Source organism: Vibrio sp. 1180_3 (assembly GCF_029478545.1).
GTDB lineage: Bacteria > Pseudomonadota > Gammaproteobacteria > Enterobacterales > Vibrionaceae > Vibrio > Vibrio aestuarianus.
On the sequence record NZ_SJFM01000015.1, the window covers coordinates 26,396 to 47,451 of the forward strand.

The window sequence follows — 21,056 nt, forward strand, 5'->3', positions numbered from 1 at the left end:
GCTGCCATTATTCACGCTTTAAAATCTAAACAAATAATTAGCCACAAGTGATTTTTTTCTTCTAGACTTGAGTTGGTATCTAACTCTTTAGGGGGAGCTTAAGAATGGCAGAGTTAGTAGGAAGGCATTTAGAAGAAATGGCCAATATGCAATTATCCCGCAAACGTAGAGTTGTTGGGTTGTGTTCTGTTGTGTCGGCTACTCTATTTTCCTACTACGGTTTCGTTCAGTTCATCGATCACAGCTACTATCTTAGCTTATTTAATTTTATCTGTTTGTTGGCGATCATTTTCAATGCTATCTATTTATATCAGCGTCCCGACATGCCCTACGCCGACTTAGTTCTTAGCGGAATTTTACTGACTAAAGGTATCATGCTGCTGTTTTACAGCGCGCAAGCCACAAGCGGTATTTTATGGCTCTATCCTATTCTAGCTGCGGTCATTTTCATTAATGACTTTAAAATTGGGATAGTATTTAGCTTTAGTTTTAGCATGTTGGTTGGCATCTCATTATTGGTGACTAATACGCAATTATCATCAGACTACTTATCGGCGGATCGTTTCGTTATCAGCCTAACTATTTTAGGTGTCATCTGTCATATCTCAGCTTACTATTACAACAAAGCCATCAATTATATCCAATCCCTCTATCAAGAAGGAATTGAGGACCTTGCCTATACAGATCAGCTCACTGGTCTTGCTAACCGTTGGAGTTTTGAAAATTGGGCGAATGAAAAACTTTGTCAGCAAATGAAAAGTAATTCCATCACTGCCTTAGTGTTTCTCGACATTGATAATTTCAAATCGATTAATGACAGCTATGGCCACGATGTTGGCGATAAAGTACTGCAATATTTTGCTAACAGATTAAAGAACAACGTTAGGAATAGAGATAGGAAGACAGCTAAACATGACTGTTCAATCGCAAGGTTTGCAGGTGATGAGTTCGTATTGTTGCTGTACGATGTAAGAACCAAAAAAGATCTTGATGCTATTCTTAACCGTATTTGTTACATGTTTGAGGATAAATATCAAAGTTCCGAGATGATTAACAACCTCACTGTCAGCGTTGGTGCTGCGCTATTTCCAAATGATGCTGATAACCTACCAGAACTCACCCGCTGCGCGGATAAAGCCATGTATTGGGCAAAACACAAAGGTAAAAATCAGTACCAGTATTATAAACATATATCTTCTGCTGAAATTCAAGAACCAAAATGCTCAGCAACCGTCACACCAATTAAAAAGGCTAGCGAGTCATATACATAAGCCATAGCCCTAATACGCATAACAGTGACATCCATACAGCGTACCTTACTGTATTGGGTTTATCCTTTCTGGGTTTAACCACTGGCCTTAGTGCAACTCGCCTTGCTGCATCAATAATGGAAAGGTCTTTCTCATCACGATTTTCTAGTATTTCACGTTTTTTCTGCGCTTGGTTGGCAACTTTGGTAAAACGGTGCATTTGATCCTGAGTGAAATCTTCAGTAGGATCATAGTGCGCATTTTTATCTGTATGTTTAGGTAACACTGACATCTCACTTCTCCCCCTCTGAATGCACTTAATTCAATTATAGCTTACCTCTTTGAGTTGTTTTGACCGCTAATTGTTACGAAGTTCTACAAGAGCGGGGGCAATGTTGTATGCCGTCAGTATTACATTACTAAAAGCAGAGGGTCCAATTTCATCTAATCCCTCTTAAGGATCTTAGTGTTGACTCTGTGCCGTAATTTGAATTTATTGATAATTTTGCTCTTGGTGGATTTTGGTTGTTGGCCCTACTTAAGAGATGACATTTTTTCTAAACCATAAGGTAAGTTGGAAAAAACGCTCGGATTACGTTCGATAGTCGGTGCTTGGTTAACGCTTTGCCAGTCAAGCAACATGATTGCTAACACATTACGGTGTTCGCCATAAGCGAGCTCGAAATCTCCTGTCGTCGATGGGATCATGCCTTGTTGTTTATCAATTGAGGCTTGAACTGCCAATCGAGTTTTCTCTACAACAGGGTCGGTTTCTAAACCTGCAAGCAGAAAAGCAATGCCGACTTCGGCGATGACATCTTCTTTTGCTCGCGCCAAAATCGTATCAATGTTGGCGCGGAAATAATCGTAGATCCACTGATGTTGTTTTTCACTAACTGGATGTTGGTAATATTCAGAATCAGCGAAAATAATGTGTGTCATACCATACAGCTTATTGCCATATTGTTGACTAGATAGCTTTCTGTCGGCTGAATCTGGGTAGGTTTTTCTAAAGCTGTCAATAAACGGCTGCACTACATCTTGCTCACCTAGTTGGCGTAACCAATAGACTTGGTTAGCCAATTGTGCCGCCCACGCCTTGATCATTGCTTCATTGGTTGCGTATTTAGTGAAATCGTATCGACGAATCACTTGGCGAAGCACTTGGTCATCTTTATGCTTAAGGCCATATTCATTAGCTCTAGCCATTGAACCAAGCAAATCAACACCTAGATAAAGGTACTCAGGTGTATTTTTAGTTGCCATATAGCGTAATTTGCTACGCTCATCGGTCTCATCAACATAGCCGCTTAAACGCTTTTCTGAATAGAGAAAAATTTGTTCTGGAGTGTGAACCTCTTCTGCGAATCTGTTGAGTCGACTCGCTACGCGAGCAAGGTCACTCCACACTGCTGCAGAGTATTTGGCATCCAACGTCTGTCGGTACATTCTTAAGCCATAATGACCTTCCTTAAATGCAGGCAAAGTGTAAAGCTGGCTTTCATAGGTTTGGCGGATGTGCTCTGCTGATTGTTCAAAGCCTTCATGTGAGGTCAGTGCCTGTTGTGCAAAGCTAAAGGTGGGTAAGCAAAGAGCAGTGACTAAACAATATAATGAAGTTAATTTCTTAAGTGACATAATCAAAACTTGGCAAATTATCAATTGAATATAGCTTACTATTATGGGTCACTATCATTGTGAGGAATGGGTCAGGTGAGGGTAAATTAACCGATTTTGACTGTTTTATTTCACTGATATCGGCGGTTTTGTTGCGTTAGCTTTCTGATTTTTGATGTGATTAATAAATTAAATTATTTAATTATCATTGTCTTATAAAGTTAGAATTGAAATTAGTCGATGTATTTACCATCCAAATACGTTATTCTTCATTAAAAGCACTATCCTAAAGAGACTAGTGAAATCATAAACAGATGTAGTCATTACTACAGACTATCAGGGGGAGTGCATGAGGTCTGTCTCAGGCAAGCAATGGTCTGTCAATTTGCTTCTTATCGCTTTCATCCTTTTTTGCGGTGGGTTGATTGAAGCTGTCAATTTTAATCAGCGCAATTATATTCGTGACAATTTGCAAGTCAGAGCGAAAGAAGAGTTATCGATTATTCGATCACAATTGGAAGCCTCGATTCTTTCTGATATTTATGTAGCCAGTGGTGTTTCCAGTTTGATAGCCGTAAATAGTCAATACCAATTCAATGACTGGGAAAAAATAGCCACTAGTATTCTTCATAGAGGTAAACATATTCGTATTGTTGGCTTGGCTCCCAATGACATCATTCAGTTTATCTATCCATTTAAAGGTAATCAAAAAGCGATAGGTTTGGATTATCGAACGATCCCAAGTCAGTGGTCTTCAATCGTTAAGGCTAAAGAAATAAAAGATATTTTTATTGCTGGCCCATTTGACCTTGTGCAGGGGGGAAGGGGCTTAATCGCTCGAATTCCTATATTTACAGATCCTCCTCTTAATGAAAAGTATTGGGGGGTCTGTAGCCTAGTGATTAATTTAGATTCTTTATTAGTCTCATCGGGTGTAGAGAGTTTTACCCATCGATTCAATCTAGCGATACGCGGAGTCGATAGTAGTGGTGCACAAGGTCCGCTATTTTTAGGTAAGCAAGAGGTTTTCGATAATGCCTTCGCAAAGCAAAATGTGCATTTTCCTTACGGTGGTTGGGAAATGGCCGTTTCAGAAAAAAGCGATATTTTGCATCAAGTTCCTTGGTACCAAATCAACGTTGTGCGGTTAGTTGGCTATTCTATTCTCGTTGTGTTAGTTGCCGGATTTATTGCGATCTATCGTTTGTATACGATTGCGAATGAACGAGCATTTCATGATGAGTTAACCAAACTTCCAAACCGTCGCTATTTTATGTACACCTTAGAAAGCTATTTTGATCAGGCTGTGAAACTAGGGGCATCAGCTAATTTTGTGATACTAAACATTGATATCGATATGTTTAAGTCTATTAATGACACCTATGGACATGCTGCGGGAGATAAAGTGCTTGTGGCTTGTGCAGAGCGAACTAAAGGTGTATTGCGTGCTTCTGACGTGGTTGCTCGCATCGGGGGAGATGAGTTTCTAGTTTTATTGCCTCGATTATCGAGTATCACTGATATAGAGGCGATCAACGCTAAAATTAAAAAAGCCTTGTGTAATATGCCAGTGATTTATGAGCAGCATCTAATTAATGTTCAGGTGAGCATCGGTTACTCTGCTTTTGATTCAAAATTTAAAGATATTGACGCTATGCTTAAAGTGGCCGATGACAAAATGTATGAAGAGAAGCGTCGCTAGTTAATTTAGTCATCAGATCGATGAGTGTGGTATTTAAGAAATAGTTTGAAATTGTTTTTTGCAAAATGGAATTTTTTTGCAAAATGCGAATTAATTATGCGACGGGTTGTAATGAAACTGGCTGTAAAATGAGCAAATATAGGCTGTTTAGGCTGTGAAAAAGTTGGCACGTATCCTGCTTTATTAGATATGACCCTTCTAAGCCGAGGGTCACCTAGCCAACTGACGTTGTTAGTGAACCTTATTTTGTTCACATTTATTAATAGCCAATCACGCTTATTGTGATTGGCTTTTTTTATGCCATTTGCTTAGCATTTTTATTCGCCACACTTATCGTAACAACTTGGCTTTCTTGGACAAACAGCGCCACGAGAGCAGATCAAACGAGCTTGATTTTCTATCCCACGTTCAATCCAATTAATGTTTAGGATTTTCGCGATGGTGGTGAGATCTTTTTTGATATGCCTTGGTATTGCGGTACTCCCTCCTCCACGTACACAAGATGCTTTAAGTTCTTCTGCAATGGAAAGTGCGTCTCCACCTTGCGCATTAATCGCAGGGTTTAAATCAATCCCTGCGCATAACACTCGATTATTTCCAGCAGGGTCAACCATATTGACCGACTCGCAGCAGTAGATTCTAGGCTCATCCCCCACATTTAAAATCGAGATTTGTGCTGAGCTACCCTTTTGAGGTTCTGAGAGGCGTCGAAATACTGCCCAGTGCTGACAAGGGTCATTAACCTTTCGCATATTTCCCCATGGCAGTGGAATACCATTCCCACGGTATACCGCTTTTAGTTTTCCTTCTCCATAGGCATCAAAATAGTGCCAATGTGGGTAAGGGGATACAACGGTCATACGGCGCATTGCAACGGATGGAGATACTCCCGCCTTCAGGTGTACACCAATTTCATAACCACAGCGGTCAAGCAATTGTCGATAAGGTACTTTAGGGCACAATAATGCCCCTGCGAAAAAGCTTGATTCGAAATCTCGCCATGCTTGAAGAATATCTTGTGAATTGAGCTCACAGGTTGCTTTAGCATCGGGGGCTTCTTCCCAGCTATTCGTGTGACCAACCGTTAAAACGCTTTTTAGCCCTTCTTTGCTGTGTAGAATATTGTGACCAATATAGACAGCTAAGTCGTATTTTAGGCGCGTAGGGTATTCTCTGAGTATCTCATTTAGGTAAATCGTACTTGGTGGCTCAAAAAAAGAGGTGATCAGTTGTTTAGCGCTCACGCCTAACTCATCGACCACATCTTGAGGTGTTCTGGTGACCCAACGGATCGATAAACCAAGGCTTTTAGCAATATCAATCAGGTCTTCAACCGCTAAATTTAATCGTTTCAGTCCTACTTCTTCAGCGGCTCGTTCTAGATCTGGAAAATGATTTTGAAGGCTTTCTTGGTGAGCACGGATCAGCAAGTGGGCAAACTGTCGTCCTGTAATCCCAGTTTGCGATAGCATCTCTGGAATAGCGATTTGCAAAATATCATTCGAAAATAAAAAACTAGGCTCAAGCGCCATACCGCTGATACCACCTCGGTTACCTTTGTCGGGGGTAATATCCGTTTGTTCTGGTTCATCATCGAGAAACCAAGCCGGATCTTTTTGGAAAACCTGAGCAATAACTTCCAGCATATCAATACTCGGAACACGTTTCCCTCGTTCAATCATAGATAGATAAGAAACCGACGGTGCATATTCAGGGTTGATACGAATACAGCGTGCAGAAAGGTCTTCCATTGTTAAGTGGTTACGTTTTCTCAGGTTTCGTACTTTGGTACCTAAGAAGTGAGATTGACGAACTAAACTTTTTGACAAGGCCATTTTGTAAAATTCACACTGTAAAATTTTTGTTGTGAAATTGTAGTAAAAAATTGGTTAATCTACCAAGTAAGCAAGGTCACAAATTTGCCGTAAAGTTAAACGCAAGTTTGGAATAATTGCTCTAGAACACAAAATAATGAGTTATCCAAGAGGGAAAGACGATGAATATGCTGACATTCGATAAAACAGAAATCCAAAAACAAAACAAACCCTTTATCGCTGAAGCTGTCTTCGCCGTCGAGACGATCAGTGCTAATCAACAAAACGAAAAACAGATACAAGCAAAACAGCTACTGGATAGGCTTTTCCCGCTTGAAATGGGTTCTCACCAAGATGTGACTAGCTACGTGATAGACTACCGTCATGTATTGGCTTACTTCAAAGATGGGCGACATAGTGGATTAAAGCACCCCAAGCATTTCGTGGCATTCAACGGTGAAAAAGAGTCACCTTGCTCGATACTATTTCGTGATGGCAGCGGAAGTCATGTTGAGGTGATGTTTGGTTGCACTAAAGGTACGGGATGTGTCGAGTTGATAGCCATTGATGATATTCAGTTAGAAACATGCACAACATTCACTCAGTTTGCTGAGGATGTGCCAAGTGCAGCAATGCGTCATTGGATAAGTTTAGTGAAAGGTGATGAACAGGGTAAACCCAAAGCGTGCAGTGAGGATAAAGAGTACAGGGCTAAAAATGGCGAGGATTACTGCTTAAATTACAGTTTTAATATCGCCTAATGAGTTGAACCGTGAAATGAAATATGGGGCTAAAGGCCCCATGTCTTTTATAAGATGTAATATATTAAAGAGGCATCACACGATTACGCCCGAGTTGTTTGGCTTCATAAAGCAAGCTATCGGCTCTTTCTATTAAAGTCTCTGATGTGTCACCAAGTTGCCACTCTGCAACACCAAATGATGCGGTAATATTTCCGACCAGTTTTCCTGAACGTCGATCTTTGACACTCAATTTTTCGAGAGAGCGACGCAGTGACTCTGCAAATTGTCTTGCGATACGCAATGTTTTATTTGGAACAATTAATACAAATTCTTCACCACCAAAGCGGTAGGCTGTTATGCCATCTCGGCTGGTGGATTGTAGTCTTTTAGCAATCCCTTTAATGACAGTATCGCCAAATAAATGCCCGTAGTTGTCATTGAATGACTTAAAGTGGTCAATATCGAGTAAAATCAAACTGATCGGTTGCTGCGCGCTGATGAGAACATTTAGATCATCGTTGAATGAGCGGCGATTATATAAGCCAGACAACCCATCAAATAAAGCCCCTTTTTGTACTTCAGCTAGTTGTTCTTTCAGGCGTTGAATTTCCTGGCTAGCATTGTTTAATTGACCATTTAAAAATCGTGTTGAGTGACGGATATCACGAGATTCTGTCACCAACTGACGCACTAATGTCATCACTTCTTCTATCGATAACTCATCATCTTCAACTCGCTCTAACTCACTAAAGCTTTTGTCTATCACTTTTGCAAATTCACTAGTATCAGTCAGTGTATCAGTCATGGAACTTGCAACTTCATTGACCAATACCTCAATGTTATTGCGCAATTGATTTAAGTTAGTTTCAGAACGGCTAGCCACGTAATTGTTATAGAGCTGCGAGCTTGTCGCTGGAGGGCACAGACCAAAGTTCTCAAGCACAGTATCCAGCTCTTGGTTGAGCTGAGGAATGACATTATCTACATAGGTATACCAAAGGGCATAATTAGAAGGCGTTGCCGCAACATGATTTTTCATCATTAACGGAACTGCTTTTTTTAAATTAGCCGTAGATCTTTTAAAGTCGTCGTTGGTCATTATCGTAAATTTAGTTGCTAGTCACAGAATTCATATTGCTAAGATTAGCGGATATCACAATGATATGCGCTAAAAAAATGCATCTTATGGATCTGTTTGAATTTTTTTAACAATAATTATTGAAAGCTAGTTGATTTTGATCAAATGGATAGCCAGTTAGATGATCTGGATTCAGCTATATTATTAATAATTAAAACCATAAGGAGTTGGCTTAATGTCGATGGTAGAAGTAAGTAAAGAAACACCACCTTCAGGCTGGCGGAAGATATTTTCTTCAGTCAGTGTGCGTTTGAAAACAATTGCTGTGATCACCACCTGCTTTTTTGTCCTTCTCACCTATGAAGGTATCAAGGGTATGCAGATGGCCGCTGATTCCATAGAGGATTTATATAGCGAGGGTATGCAGCATACGATTCGTGCTGGAAAGGTATTGGATGAATTAGGATCGGCACGAAGTCAACTATTACTAGCCTTTCAGCATGAACCCGGCTCTCAGTTTGTCGATATGCATGACCATGTTATTGATCAACATATCGAAAGTATTCAACGCTCTGTCCAAGCATTACACCATATCATTGATAATGAAATTTTATCCTCTCCCCTTAGTGATATGGAAAAAGCGCAGGTCAATCGTCTCGCTGATAAGCTGGATGATATTACCCAAAATGGATTTAATACGGCGTTGCAGTATCTGAAAGAAAATCAGTATACGGAAGCGAATCTAACATTACTTAAAAAAATTAATCCACTATTTAAACAAGTTACCCAAGAAGCGGAAGGTTTTTTATCTATACAAATCGAAGAAGGAGCAAGCAACTTTCAGCAGGCAAACCACAACATTGAGCAATACATGTGGATGGCGACCATCCTTGTGTCGATTGCGGTGTTGACGATAATTGGCTTATCAGTACTGATCGTGAGACGTATTTCTCTCGCCTCTCAGCAGCTGGGAAAATCCTCTGATTTAATCTCGAAAGGAGATTTAACACAGCGAATTCAGTTAACAGGTCAAGATGAGTTTGCTCATATCGCGCAATATGTGAATCGCATTGTAGCCAGTTTTCAACATGTTGTTCAGACCAATAAAGACTCGACCACTCAATTAGCTTTAGCGGCTGAAGAAAGCTCTGCTGTTGCTGTTCAAACCAAGCAAAATGTTATTGATCAACAAACTCAAACTCAGCTTGTTGCTACCGCTATCCATGAATTCACTGCCACAGTAAACGAGGTTGCGCAAAGTGCGAGTAATGCGGCCAGTGCTTCTGAGCAGGCTGATCGAGCGGCAGAGCAAGGGCAAAGCATCGTGCAAGAAACGATTACAATGATCTCTAACCTCTCGCAAGAAATGCAAGAATCTGTGGTTGGGATGCAAAGGCTAGCACGTGAAACTGAGGAAATCGGTAGTGTGGTTGATGTAATTCAAGGGATTTCTGAACAGACGAACTTACTTGCACTGAATGCAGCCATTGAAGCGGCTCGCGCAGGAGAGCAAGGTCGAGGCTTTGCTGTTGTGGCGGATGAAGTGAGAACATTGGCTAGCCGAACTCAGAAATCGACAGAAGAGATTCAACAAACCATTCAAAGGCTACAACAGGGCAGCCGAGAGTCAACCACTCGCTTGGAAAGTGGAGCGGATAATGCGCGCTTGGCGGTTGATAAAGCCCAGCTCGCGGGAGAATCTTTAACTCAAATTACGGCTGCGGTTGATCAAATTAATGCCATGAATGCACAAATTGCAACGGCTGCCGAGCAACAAAGCTTAGTCACAGAAGACATTAACCAAAACATTACCATTATCAGTGATATCGCAAACCAAACGGCATCAGGCGCTGAACAAAGTAGTCAAGCGACATTAGAGCTAGCTCGGTTAGCGGAAACACTGAAAGCCGAAACTGAAACTTATCGAGTGTGATCAAAGAGAGGTAAGCCGTACCGTTGGCTTACCTCTCTCGATCCTTTAGCGGATAATATGTGCTACGCGGCGAGCTTTAATCATGTTCACTATTTGTGGCATCAATGACATCACTATCATCCCCGCCATGTATGTGTATTGCATGGGTGTGTAGGCTTCTCCAAGCAATATCCCGCCACAAATAATGCCAGAAATTGGGTTGGCAATACCGCCAAAGGTGAAATCAACAACGCTCATTCGCTGTAACAACCATACGTAGAGACTATAACCTAATGCTGTATTGAGCACGCATACCCAAACCAGCCCCATTAAGTGAGTGGTATCGAAATGAATAAATGCATCTTGGTAAATTTGCGGTGAGTGCCATGCTTGCATGGAGGCGACCACAGCTAAGGCCAGGCCACCAATGATAAGTTGCCAAGTCAATACGCTCCACCAATCCATTTTGTTGCCTAAGGTTTGAGTAAAGTGGCTACCAATAATGATACAAAAAATAGCGGCCAACATTGCCCCCAAACCGATAGGGCTTAAAGAGAGTGTCTCTGGATTAAATAGTAACCAAGCGAGTAGGAGCAATGCAATGCCACTGAATGCTTGAATAAAACTTGGTTTTTTCTTTTTGACAATCCAATGGAAAACCATGGCAAATACAGGAACAGATATCATCCCAATACCTGAAATCGCAGAGGGAAGTGACAGAGCCATCACAAAGATCAAACTAAAGAAAGCAGCGATATTAATGAGTCCAATCAAGAGCAATGGTCGCCATTCATTTTTCTTTGGCAAGCTAGGTTTGATTAGGAGTAATAGCAGGCCCGCAGGCAAAGCACGAAATACACCAAGTAATAACGGTGGCCAGTCTGGCAACGTGAATTTTGTTACTGCGTAAGTCGTTCCCCAGAAAAAGGCAGGGATCATAGCCAGTAATATGTTCATCATTATTATCTTTATATGAAGTTATTTTGTGTAAAGATAATGGTTATTTTTATTCTTGTAAAGAATCTTTATGTTAAGATAAATACCTTGATGATGAGTGATGGAGTAGGCTGTACGTGGATGCGATTGATCGAGTAGTTGCTCAATGGGATAAAGAAAGACCAGATTTAAACACCCTACCAATGGCGATGATTGGTAGATTATCAAGGCTTTATAAACATTTAGAAATGGCTATTGCAGACGTTCACAAGCGTTACGGATTAAAACTTGGGGAGTTTGATGTGCTTGCAACGCTGCGTCGTGCAGGTAAGCCATTTGAGCTAACACCGTCGGAACTGATTGCTTCGATGATGCTGACTTCCGGTGCAATGACTAATCGATTGGATAAGTTAGAAAATAAAGGGCTCATTACACGTTGTCATAGTACAGCAGACCGTCGTAGTGTGAGTGTCGCGCTGACAGCATCAGGTCTGCAACTCATTGACGAAATAATAGAAGAACACGTTAAAGCTCAACAAAAGTTGGTCAAAAACTTATCATTAGATGAACAAAAAATGATAAACCAAAGCCTTAAAGTATGGTTGAGCCATTTCGAGTAAGCGTAAAGGAGTGCACATGGAACTTGCTGATATTGAATCGTTTTTAGAGGCATTACCGCAAGCACAAAGCAGTTATCCGTTTGGCCCTGATGCTTTGGTGTATAAAATTCGCGGTAAAATGTTTGCTTATACTTCACAATCTTCTAACCAGCCATTTGTGACCTTAAAATGTACTCCTCAAGATGCGGAGGTACTGACCAGTGAATTTTCTTCGATACGCCCTGGCTATCATATGAATAAAAGGCATTGGATCTCCATCACGTTGAATGGAGATGTCGATGACAACATGTTAGAAGAGTTATGTGAATGCTCTTATAAGTTAGTGGTTAGTAAACTGAAAAAAACCGACAGAGTGGCACTACAGCACCTTTTCCAACAAGCTAAACCAAGCTAATCTAAGCGCTTTGGCTGGTTTGCTCTAATTTTTTGGCACCACGCAGCATAGCTTCAATTAACTCTGTCGCGTTAAATTTCTCCAATGCTTCGTGTGCCCCTACTTGGTGAGCCCTATCTAGGCATATTTCACTAGAAAGTGAAGTATGCAGAATACAGTAAGCATGGTTTAGCATGGAGTCATTCTGAACTTCAAATGCTAGCTCGTAACCATCCAAACCTGGCATTTCTATATCACTAACTAAAAGATCGATAGGCTGATGGTTATGTGCGTCTTTCCTCATTAACTCAATGGCATCTAATCCATTCTTACAAATTTGGTAAGGGATATTGATACTGTCTAACGCGTCCGCAAGCTGTTTACGGGCGATAGATGAATCATCAACCAATAAAATTCGTAGTGCTTTTAAACGTTCGCGTTCAATGTCCGTTAGCATTGGAATTTTAGCGGATTCATACTGTGGATAAATTTTCGACAGCAGTAGCTCTACATCAAGGAGTTGGACGATTTGTTCTTTATAACGCGTAATACCAGTAACAAAGACATTCTTACCGGCAGTCGGTGGTGAGGATTCAATAGAACGCCAATCACATTCGATAATTTTTTCAATACTACGCACCATAAAGGCAACAATGGTTCGCAGGCAGTCAGTCACGATGAGGTAGCAACTTTTGTACTCGCTTGGATCTATCGCTCTAAAGCCAATCGCCGCAGCCATATCGATCACAGGGACGGTTAATTCACGAATGGTCACTGTACCGATCACATGGTGATGAGAGTATGGGATTTGTGTCATTGGCATGTAAGGGACGATTTCTCTTACTTTTAGGGTCCCAATCGCAAACAGTTGTTTTTGAGTGTTCAATGTGAACATCAACATACCTTGAGATTGATTTGCCTTACTAGGTGTTTTAGCCATAACGCTTTACTCTAAATCTTGATCTTATGCTTAATACTAAACGATCTCTTACCGACAGCAATCTGTTAAATACAAATTAACCCGTTAACCGCAGGTTTATTGATCTCTTTCATCCAAAGCTGTGGGTGAACTCTTGAAAAGCATCAGTTACACTATTCAGCAGTTTACATTTACTGAGAAAACATGATGGCAAGAACAGCAGCAGCGCTTCATATTTTGGTGAAGCACAAAGAACAAGCTGAAGATATCATTACACAACTTAAAAAAGGCGCGAAGTTTCAAACTTTGGCGCGTAAGTATTCCACCTGTCCGTCGGGTAAAAAAGGGGGCGATTTAGGCGAGTTTCGCCAAGGGCAAATGGTTCCTCAGTTTGATAAAATATGTTTTAGCGGCGAAGTACTTACACCACACCTTGTGAAAACGAAGTTTGGTTGGCACGTTGTTAAAGTGTTATACAGGACATAGGTCGTACCTAGAGATTGTAAGGGACCTTTCGAGCATCGTACGCCTTTCCCCATCAGATGTTGCAGTGGCCTAAGCTGCAACGTATTTCTTCTATCTTCATTTTCCCTTAATCACCCTGTCGGGCAGCTTACTACTAATAAAACTACCACTTCTTCTCACAAATAAGAAATTTAAATAACACATTGAATTTATTGTGGTTATTGGTCATTTTTATCGGGGGAGAGAAGTACGGTTACTTTGGTATATTGACTTATATTGGCTTAACGTTAGTTTTACTAAGTCAGCAGTATGGTCTAGGAGTTTAAAATGAGTGATGACAGAAAAATTAACGTTCGATTGCTATCTGATATTTGTATGCAGTCTCGACTGCTTAAAGATTCTCTAGAGTCAAAATTACCGATCAGTATGGATATCTCGCCATTTTGCGATACTTGGATGCAAGAGAGCAATCAATCATCACAAGACATCCAAATTATCATCATTGATTATTCGCGCGTGGATGCTAATAATTTTGCTGATTATTCTGCTTTTAAACGTTTGTCATGTCCAGATGCTAAAGAGGTGTTGATTAATTGCCCGGCAGATATTGAGCCCAAAATATTATTTAAGTGGCAAAACCTAGTTGGGGTTTTTTATTCACACGATGAGCTTGAATCTCTGGTCAAAGGCATGGAAAAAGTTCTTGATGATGAAATGTGGTTTAATCGGAAGTTAGCCCAAGAATATATTCAACACTATCGGGCTGGTAATTCTTCGGTTACTTCCCAAGCCTATGCGAAGTTGACAAAACGCGAGCAGCAAATCGTTAAACTGTTGGGTAGTGGGGCTTCGAATATTCAAATTGCTGATGAACTATTTGTTAGTGAAAATACAGTGAAGACGCACTTGCATAATGTTTTTAAGAAGATCAATGCCAAAAATAGGTTACAAGCGTTGTTGTGGGCTAAAGAAAATATCGGCATCGAAGAGTTTAGCTAATTTTTTAAGACAGGCCTGACCAATGTGTTAACAACATTTTCTGCTACAAAACGTTCTCACTCTAAGTAAAAATTTTATCTTATAAAAATGAAAATAGCCCCATTCAGGGGCTATTTTCATTTAGCACATTTATTCGAAAGAGACGCCTTTTTCTTTATGAAGGCGACGACAAGCTCGACCGTCGCTATGGAAAAGGTGGCAGCGATGAGCAGGAACGCCGATAGTTAATGTATCACCTGTTTCAACACTTAACGTATCGGGTTGACGATAAATTACATCAGAATCTGAACCTTTCAAGTTCATATACACTTGTGTTTCGTTACCGAGTTTTTCGACAATCATCACTTTGCCTTCGATTTGCGCATCACCATCTTCAGCTTTTAGTAAATGCTCTGGGCGAACCCCTAAAGACATGCGTTCACCACGATTGACAGTTGTGCCATCGACAGGGATCCAGAAAGAAGTGCCATTGGATAATTGAACTTTGACACGCTCTGCTTCCGCTTCTTCAATGAATACGCTCATGAAATTCATCTTTGGTGAGCCGATAAAGCCTGCAACAAAACGATTTTCTGGGTAGTGGTAAAGCTCTAGTGGCTTACCAACCTGAGAAACAAACCCAGCATCAAGTACCACGATTTTGTCGGCCATTGTCATGGCTTCTACTTGGTCGTGTGTTACGTAAATCATGGTACAACCCAGTTTACGTTGTAGCTTGGTAATTTCTGAACGCATTTGTACACGAAGTGCGGCGTCTAGGTTAGAAAGCGGTTCATCCAATAGAAATACATTCGGCTGTGATACAAGCGTTCGACCAATCGCTACACGTTGACGCTGACCGCCAGATAGCGCTTTTGGTTGGCGTTCAAGTAAGTGACTAAGTTGTAGAATTTCAGCAGCATGTTCAACACGTTGTTCGATTTCTTTTTTATCAGCTTTGGCAAGCTTAAGACCAAATGACATGTTATCGAAAAGATTAAGGTGCGGATAAAGTGCGTAAGATTGGAATACCATGCCGACGCCTCGTTTCGAAGGCTCCACATCATTCATTCGTTGATCGCCAATGAACAATTCACCAGAGGTAATGTCTTCTAAACCTGCAATACAACGTAATAAGGTTGACTTACCACAGCCCGATGGACCAACAAAGACAACAAATTCACCTTCTTTAATTTCTAAATCAACATTTTTAGAAATCAGTACATCACCGTATGCTTTACATACATTTTTTAACGTGACACCTGCCATGTAGCTTGTCCTCGATCAATATTTTTATAAATCACTGCCTATCATTATATGAATGTTCTCGCAGGCAATAACAGTAGGAATTCGGTAAGGTGGTTAATAATGTAAGAAAAAAGGGTGATGGCCTCAAAATAAGGGAGTTTGAAGCAAACATCACCCATCAATGCCAACTATTGATTTGCTTCCCCCGCACAGTGAGCGCCTCCCCCGTAATGAATCAATACCACGAACGCTCATTTGTGACAGCAAACCAATCCGGCAATGTAAGCCAGTCAAACTAAGTTAACCTAAGCGTTACTGGAAAGGGTTCTTACTATCCACTCTTGGATGACTGTAGTTTCCGTGAAGTTGAACGGGGATACATCCTCCCAATCCAATTTTTTGTAGGGGGAGTAGAAAAGGATGAGGTGGAGGAGGGGTAAAAAGGCGTAGTTAGATCTAGCTCAAATATTTCGTCGTGCCAAAGTAGAGCCTTGTCACATAAAGGTGCTTTTTTGTGATTTGCCTCTCTAACCTTGGGCGATGGTGATCACGAAAATAGTCCATAATACCAAGGGCGTAGGGCGTAGGAGGATGAGTCTAAATAGGTTTTCTCTGATTATATATGACGAAATACGGCGAAACCTCTCGGTGAGCCCTACAACACAAATATAAAAAGGATATGAACATGAAAAACGCCCTAAGCACTGTAGCACTAAGTACGTTAGTTGCTCTTGGTTCGTTTGGTGCCCATGCTGCTATTGAAGAAGGACAGTTGACCATTTGGATTAATGGTGACAAAGGATATAACGGTCTTGCTGAAGTGGGTAAGAAATTTGAAGCCGATACTGGTATTAAAGTGACCGTCGCTCACCCTGATGGACTTCAAGATAAATTCCCACAGACAGCAGCGACTGGTGATGGTCCTGATATTGTGTTCTGGGCTCATGACCGTTTTGGTGGTTATGCAGAATCAGGTCTACTTGCTGAAATCAAACCTTCACAAGAAGTTAAAGATGGCATTGTTGATTTCGCTTGGGATGCGGTGAAATACAACGGTAAAATTATTGGTTACCCAGTGGCGGTTGAATCTCTATCACTTATCTACAACAAAGATTTAGTGCCAAACCCACCGAAGAGCTGGGAAGAAGTTGAAGCGTTGAACGCGAAACTGAAAAAAGACGGCAAGTCTGCGATCATGTGGAACCTAAAAGAACCATACTTCACGTGGCCTCTAATGGCTGCTGATGGTGGTTATGCATTCAAATACACTGTTGATGGCTATGACGTAAAAGACGCTGGTATTGCTAACCAAGGCGTTAAAGACTCAATGAACTTTGTGAAAAGTTTAGTCGAGAAAGGTGTAATTTCTCCAGATATGGATTACTCAGTATCAGAGTCTGCGTTTAACCAAGGCAAAACGGCGATGACTATCAACGGTCCATGGGCGTGGGGTAACATCGAGAAGTCAGGCATCAATTACGGTGTAACTACATTACCTAAATTTAACGGTCAGTCTTCTAAGCCGTTCGTAGGTGTATTGACTGCTGGTATCAGCACTGCTTCTCCAAACAAAGACCTTGCTGTTGAATTCATTGAAAACTACCTACTAACCAATGATGGCCTACGTATGGTTAACAATGATAAGCCACTAGGCGCGGTTGCTCTTAACTCTTTCCAACGTGAACTTGATGCCGATACTCGTATCGCTGCAACAATGGATAACGCAATGAACGGTGAGATCATGCCAAACATTCCACAGATGAACGCTTTCTGGGGAAGTGCTAAAAACGCAATCATTAACATCGTAGATGGTCGTCAAACAGTTGATGCAGCACTTGCTGATGCTGAGAAACAAATGACTAAATAATTTGGTTTTGGTCAAACCCTTTTAAGGAGGGGGTAACCCCTCCTTCATTTTAAGTTTTATATCGTTAGCAGGTTCTTTCTATGCAGTCAGTTCAAGGTACAGATGCTTTGTCAGCACCAGAAACAACATTACCTACCAGTAAAAATGTCTTTATTAAATGGGCACTACTTGGTTCGGTTGGCGTTGTGAATGGTTATGCCACTATTCTTATGTATTCACGCGGTGAGCTCGCTTTTGCTATGCTTACTCTCATTCTTACCGCTCTGGCACTTTATATTTTCGGTAGTAAAAAAACGTACGCACACCGTTATATTTATCCAGGTATTGCGGGGATGATTCTGTTCATTCTTTTCCCTCTGGCGTACACCGTTGGCCTTGCTTTTACTAACTACAGTGCCAAAAACCAACTTTCTTTAGATCGCGCTCAGTCGGTCCTTTTAGATAGAACCTACCAAAGTGGACAAAGCTATCCATTTACGCTGTACAAAACAGACAATGGTTATCGAATCTCAACCGTGGATGGTGAGCAAACTTTGGCTACACAAGAGTTTTCGCTTGAAGGCATGTCACTTACCGATATGGATCTGCAAATCGTGGATTCTATTGATGGCAAAAAAGAGCCAATCAAAACAATTATTAATAATCGCTCTGCGTTAAGTGGTGTGGATTTGCATTTACCGACAGGTGAAAGCGTGCGCATGAGTGGTCTTCGCAAACTCGCTGCGGTTGCGCCTTTGTACACGATGCAAGCCGATGGTGAGACACTAGTTAACAACCAAACTGGCGATACACTACGACCAAATATGGATGTTGGTTTTTATCAACCCATTGATGAAAAAGGTCAATTTATAGACTCTACGGTTTCTCCTGGTTTTGTCGTGCAAATTGGCACACATAACTTTGAACGAGTCTGGAAAGATGATGGCATCAAAGAGCCTTTCATTAATATCTTTATTTGGACCGTTGTATTCTCAACATTGACCGTTATTTTCACTCTGGTTATCGGTTTAGTACTGGCGAGTGTTGTGCAATGGGAAGAGCTTAAAGGTCGAGCTGTCTATCGAGTACTTTTAATTCTGCCTTATGCGGTCCCGGCTTTCATTTCTATCTTGATCTTTAAAGGTCTCTTCAACCAAAGCTTTGGTGAGATCAACATGGTGTTAAATAGCATCTTCGGCATCAGCCCGAGTTGGTTCTCTGACCCATTCCTAGCTAAATGTATGGTGCTTGTGGTTAATACTTGGTTAGGCTTCCCATACATGATGATCTTATGCATGGGGTTGTTGAAAGCCATTCCAGAGGATTTATTCGAAGCATCTGCGATTGATGGTGCGAACTTTATGCACAATTTTACTAAGATTACGCTGCCGTTAATGATTAAGCCGATGACACCACTGCTTATTGCAAGTTTTGCTTTTAACTTCAATAACTTCGTTATGATTCAGCTATTAACACAAGGTGGTCCAAACATGATCGGTACATCGGAACCTGCTGGTTATACTGACTTACTTGTAAGCTATACCTACCGTATTGCGTTTGAAGGCAGCGGTGGCCAAGACTTTGGTTTGGCAAGTGCGATTGCAACCTTGATCTTCTTGTTGGTGGGCGGTTTGGCGCTACTCAACCTACGTTTCACTAAACTTTCTCAAAATTAAGGAGCAATCATTATGGCTATGGTACAAGGTAACTCATTGAAATACCGCGTATGGGCAACCCATATAGCTCTTTGGGCTTTCTTATCACTGATTATCTTTCCACTTTTGATGGTAATTGCGATTTCATTCCGAGAAGGTAACTTTGCGACAGGCAGCTTGATTCCAGATAACCCATCGTTAGAGCACTGGAAATTGGCATTAGGTTTCTCAGTGACTAACGCTGATGGTTCAGTAACACCGCCTCCATTCCCAGTATTAACTTGGTTATGGAACTCAGTGAAAGTGGCGGGGATTACATCAATACTGATTGTGGCACTTTCAACAACATCGGCTTATGCATTTGCTCGTATGCGCTTTAAGGGTAAAGATACCATCTTGAAAGCGATGATGATTTTCCAAATGTTCCCAGCAGTATTGGCTTTGGTTGCAATGTATGCTCTGTTTGATAAGTTAGGTCAGTACATCCCGTTCTTAGGGTTGAATACTCACGGTGGTCTGATTTTCTCTTATCTTGGTGGTATTGCCCTGCACGTGTGGACGATAAAAGGCTACTTTGAAACCATTGATAACTCGTTGGAAGAAGCTGCAGCACTAGATGGCGCAACACCGTGGCAAGCCTTTAGATTGGTACTGTTGCCACTTTCAGTGCCAATCCTTGCGGTGGTATTCATACTGTCATTTATTGGTGTCGTTGGTGAAGTACCAGTGGCGTCATTACTACTTTCTGATGTAAACTCGTACACATTAGCGGTTGGTATGCAGCAGTATCTATACCCACAGAACTATCTATGGGGTGATTTTGCAGCAGCGGCAGTATTGTCTGCCTTACCTATCACTGTCGTATTTTTACTTGCACAGCGCTGGCTTGTCGGAGGACTTACTGCTGGTGGTGTGAAAGGATAATAACGATAGGGCGATCGTGAGGTCGCCCATTTTGTATATGCTTAACGTCTTTGGTTTGGCCGCCGGTCAGTTAAGTAATATGCAAATCTGGCGTTACGCATAGCTGGCTGTTAGCTCTATTCCTTACTATCAAACGACTAACAGTTTTTGTAACCAAAACCCGAGCATTGCTTGGGTTTTTTTATATGTGTCAATTTGGAAAATACACATGCAGTACTGTTATCCAGAATTCGTAGCGCGAATAAAGTATATTGGGTAATTGTTTTCTCAAAAGTAGTACAGCGCTCAGATGCGACGCATGTCAGATATGTTGCTGCAAAATAAGGTTAGCGGCACAAAAAAATTAGAACTCGCGACTAGAAGGGGCGCAACCTAAGTATTGTAATAAAACATAGAGACTTTCTTGTTGCAGGGCGACCTTACGGAACAGATCGGCAAAGGTGTCATCACCACCAAAACAGGTTCGAATATAGTGATTGATCTCTTGAGCTTGGTAACCTTCGACATAAAGCGTGCGGACCCACTGATATTCTACAGATTTTGGGTCCACGATCGTGGATTCACTCAATGTAATACCTTGCAAGCTCAATGTGTCTTCCATCTTTATTCGCTAATTGCAAAGCGGCAATTTAATCAGATAAAGATGAAAGAAAAATGACAATCTAGGAAACTTGATGAGCAAAGTACAAGATATTATTTGAGATACTCCATCTCTTCACCAATCTCTTTACGCATGTACAGTAACTATGAAATCATTGCAGCAGAGCTAAGTTTATCGACTGCTAGAGATGGAGAAGTACTCCAAACTTACTTGAACAAACATGCCGAAGCATCCTTGAGGTGTTTGATGATGGCGCTTATGGCATGAGAGCCTGTCACGATAAGCAAGCAGTTGCGCTTACTTGCCATGCATAAAAGTTACTTTTATTCATGGACTTTTATTTAGGCTATCGCCTCAAGAAACAAAACCACCGCC

Annotated in this window: 19 protein-coding genes and 1 pseudogene; 12 read left to right on the forward strand and 8 right to left on the reverse strand. The window is 41.2% G+C overall.

Translation table 11 applies throughout. The features are described 5' to 3' along the window. The first annotated feature begins 104 nt into the window (after nt 1–104). Nucleotides 105–1,271: a GGDEF domain-containing protein gene (locus tag EYW48_RS11030; RefSeq protein ID WP_277432402.1), complete on the forward strand. Its 1,167-nt coding sequence runs from the start codon at nt 105–107 to the stop codon at nt 1,269–1,271. Here EYW48_RS11030 and EYW48_RS11035 read toward each other — a convergent pair. Together EYW48_RS11035 and EYW48_RS11040 are read right to left on the reverse strand one after the other, a co-directional pair. Next, nucleotides 1,252–1,542, reverse strand: a complete 291-nt coding sequence (locus EYW48_RS11035) for a hypothetical protein (protein ID WP_171981059.1) — start codon at nt 1,540–1,542, stop codon at nt 1,252–1,254. The genes EYW48_RS11030 and EYW48_RS11035 overlap by 20 nt on opposite strands. Before the next feature lie 242 nt (nt 1,543–1,784). Further along, nucleotides 1,785–2,888 carry a DUF3541 domain-containing protein gene (locus tag EYW48_RS11040; protein WP_274699628.1) on the reverse strand — a complete coding sequence of 368 codons (1,104 nt, stop codon included), beginning with the start codon at nt 2,886–2,888 and terminating at the stop codon, nt 1,785–1,787. A gap of 328 nt (nt 2,889–3,216) precedes the next feature. On the opposite strand from EYW48_RS11040, the gene EYW48_RS11045 reads away from it, so the two are divergent. Continuing rightward, a complete protein-coding gene (locus tag EYW48_RS11045) occupies nt 3,217–4,569 on the forward strand; it encodes a diguanylate cyclase (RefSeq protein WP_176246194.1) in 1,353 nt (450 codons plus the stop codon). 317 nt (nt 4,570–4,886) lie between these two features. On the opposite strand, the gene EYW48_RS11050 is transcribed toward EYW48_RS11045, so the two are convergent. After that, nucleotides 4,887–6,404: a DUF3612 domain-containing protein gene (locus EYW48_RS11050; RefSeq protein ID WP_053311151.1), complete on the reverse strand. Its 1,518-nt coding sequence runs from the start codon at nt 6,402–6,404 to the stop codon at nt 4,887–4,889. A 161-nt stretch (nt 6,405–6,565) separates the two neighbouring features. On the opposite strand from EYW48_RS11050, the gene EYW48_RS11055 reads away from it, so the two are divergent. After that, on the forward strand, nt 6,566–7,144 hold the full coding sequence (locus tag EYW48_RS11055) for a hypothetical protein (protein ID WP_168524419.1): 579 nt from the start codon (nt 6,566–6,568) through the stop codon (nt 7,142–7,144). Nucleotides 7,145–7,208: 64 nt separating this feature from the next. Here EYW48_RS11055 and EYW48_RS11060 read toward each other — a convergent pair whose 3' ends face one another. After that, complete coding sequence (locus EYW48_RS11060) at nt 7,209–8,225, reverse strand: GGDEF domain-containing protein (protein WP_176246193.1); 1,017 nt, start codon at nt 8,223–8,225, stop codon at nt 7,209–7,211. Between the two features lie 214 nt (nt 8,226–8,439). On the opposite strand from EYW48_RS11060, the gene EYW48_RS11065 reads away from it, so the two are divergent. Continuing rightward, nucleotides 8,440–10,137, forward strand: coding sequence for a methyl-accepting chemotaxis protein (locus tag EYW48_RS11065; RefSeq protein ID WP_168524421.1), 1,698 nt, complete (start codon nt 8,440–8,442; stop codon nt 10,135–10,137). A 45-nt stretch (nt 10,138–10,182) separates the two neighbouring features. Here the strand turns inward: EYW48_RS11065 and EYW48_RS11070 are convergent, their stop codons facing one another. After that, nucleotides 10,183–11,073, reverse strand: coding sequence for an EamA family transporter (locus EYW48_RS11070; RefSeq protein WP_176246206.1), 891 nt, complete (start codon nt 11,071–11,073; stop codon nt 10,183–10,185). 116 nt (nt 11,074–11,189) lie between these two features. On the opposite strand from EYW48_RS11070, the gene EYW48_RS11075 reads away from it, so the two are divergent. Then, a complete protein-coding gene (locus tag EYW48_RS11075; RefSeq protein WP_171981327.1) occupies nt 11,190–11,672 on the forward strand; it encodes a MarR family transcriptional regulator in 483 nt (160 codons plus the stop codon). 16 nt (nt 11,673–11,688) lie between these two features. Continuing rightward, nucleotides 11,689–12,066, forward strand: coding sequence for an MmcQ/YjbR family DNA-binding protein (locus EYW48_RS11080; RefSeq protein ID WP_171981328.1), 378 nt, complete (start codon nt 11,689–11,691; stop codon nt 12,064–12,066). Nucleotide 12,067: 1 nt separating this feature from the next. Here the strand turns inward: EYW48_RS11080 and EYW48_RS11085 are convergent, their stop codons facing one another. Beyond that, nucleotides 12,068–12,985 carry a chemotaxis protein gene (locus EYW48_RS11085; RefSeq protein WP_171981329.1) on the reverse strand — a complete coding sequence of 306 codons (918 nt, stop codon included), beginning with the start codon at nt 12,983–12,985 and terminating at the stop codon, nt 12,068–12,070. 186 nt (nt 12,986–13,171) lie between these two features. Between EYW48_RS11085 and ppiC the strand changes: the two genes are divergently transcribed. After that, nucleotides 13,172–13,450 (forward strand): peptidylprolyl isomerase PpiC, encoded by a 279-nt coding sequence (gene ppiC, locus EYW48_RS11090; RefSeq protein WP_053311184.1) that lies wholly within the window; start codon nt 13,172–13,174, stop codon nt 13,448–13,450. A gap of 306 nt (nt 13,451–13,756) precedes the next feature. Continuing rightward, nucleotides 13,757–14,428: a LuxR C-terminal-related transcriptional regulator gene (locus EYW48_RS11095; protein ID WP_171981330.1), complete on the forward strand. Its 672-nt coding sequence runs from the start codon at nt 13,757–13,759 to the stop codon at nt 14,426–14,428. Between the two features lie 129 nt (nt 14,429–14,557). Here EYW48_RS11095 and malK read toward each other — a convergent pair whose 3' ends face one another. Beyond that, entirely contained in the window at nt 14,558–15,676 is a 1,119-nt protein-coding gene (gene malK / locus EYW48_RS11100; protein ID WP_053311143.1) for a maltose/maltodextrin ABC transporter ATP-binding protein MalK, read from the reverse strand. Between the two features lie 664 nt (nt 15,677–16,340). Between malK and malE the strand changes: the two genes are divergently transcribed. From malE to malG, 3 genes are all read left to right on the forward strand, one after another. Further along, nucleotides 16,341–17,522: a maltose/maltodextrin ABC transporter substrate-binding protein MalE gene (gene malE, locus EYW48_RS11105; protein ID WP_053311142.1), complete on the forward strand. Its 1,182-nt coding sequence runs from the start codon at nt 16,341–16,343 to the stop codon at nt 17,520–17,522. Between the two features lie 80 nt (nt 17,523–17,602). Next, nucleotides 17,603–19,177 (forward strand): maltose ABC transporter permease MalF, encoded by a 1,575-nt coding sequence (gene malF / locus EYW48_RS11110; RefSeq protein WP_053311141.1) that lies wholly within the window; start codon nt 17,603–17,605, stop codon nt 19,175–19,177. 12 nt (nt 19,178–19,189) lie between these two features. Next, the gene (gene malG, locus EYW48_RS11115; protein WP_168524427.1) at nt 19,190–20,080 is read left to right on the forward strand and encodes a maltose ABC transporter permease MalG; all 891 of its coding nucleotides are present in this window, start codon (nt 19,190–19,192) and stop codon (nt 20,078–20,080) included. Between the two features lie 343 nt (nt 20,081–20,423). Here malG and EYW48_RS11120 read toward each other — a convergent pair whose 3' ends face one another. Continuing rightward, on the reverse strand, nt 20,424–20,669 hold the full coding sequence (locus EYW48_RS11120; protein ID WP_171981333.1) for a hypothetical protein: 246 nt from the start codon (nt 20,667–20,669) through the stop codon (nt 20,424–20,426). A gap of 150 nt (nt 20,670–20,819) precedes the next feature. Between EYW48_RS11120 and EYW48_RS11125 the strand changes: the two are divergent. Next, nucleotides 20,820–20,980: pseudogene (locus tag EYW48_RS11125) on the forward strand (IS5/IS1182 family transposase); the annotation flags it as partial. Nucleotides 20,981–21,056 lie beyond the last annotated feature (76 nt).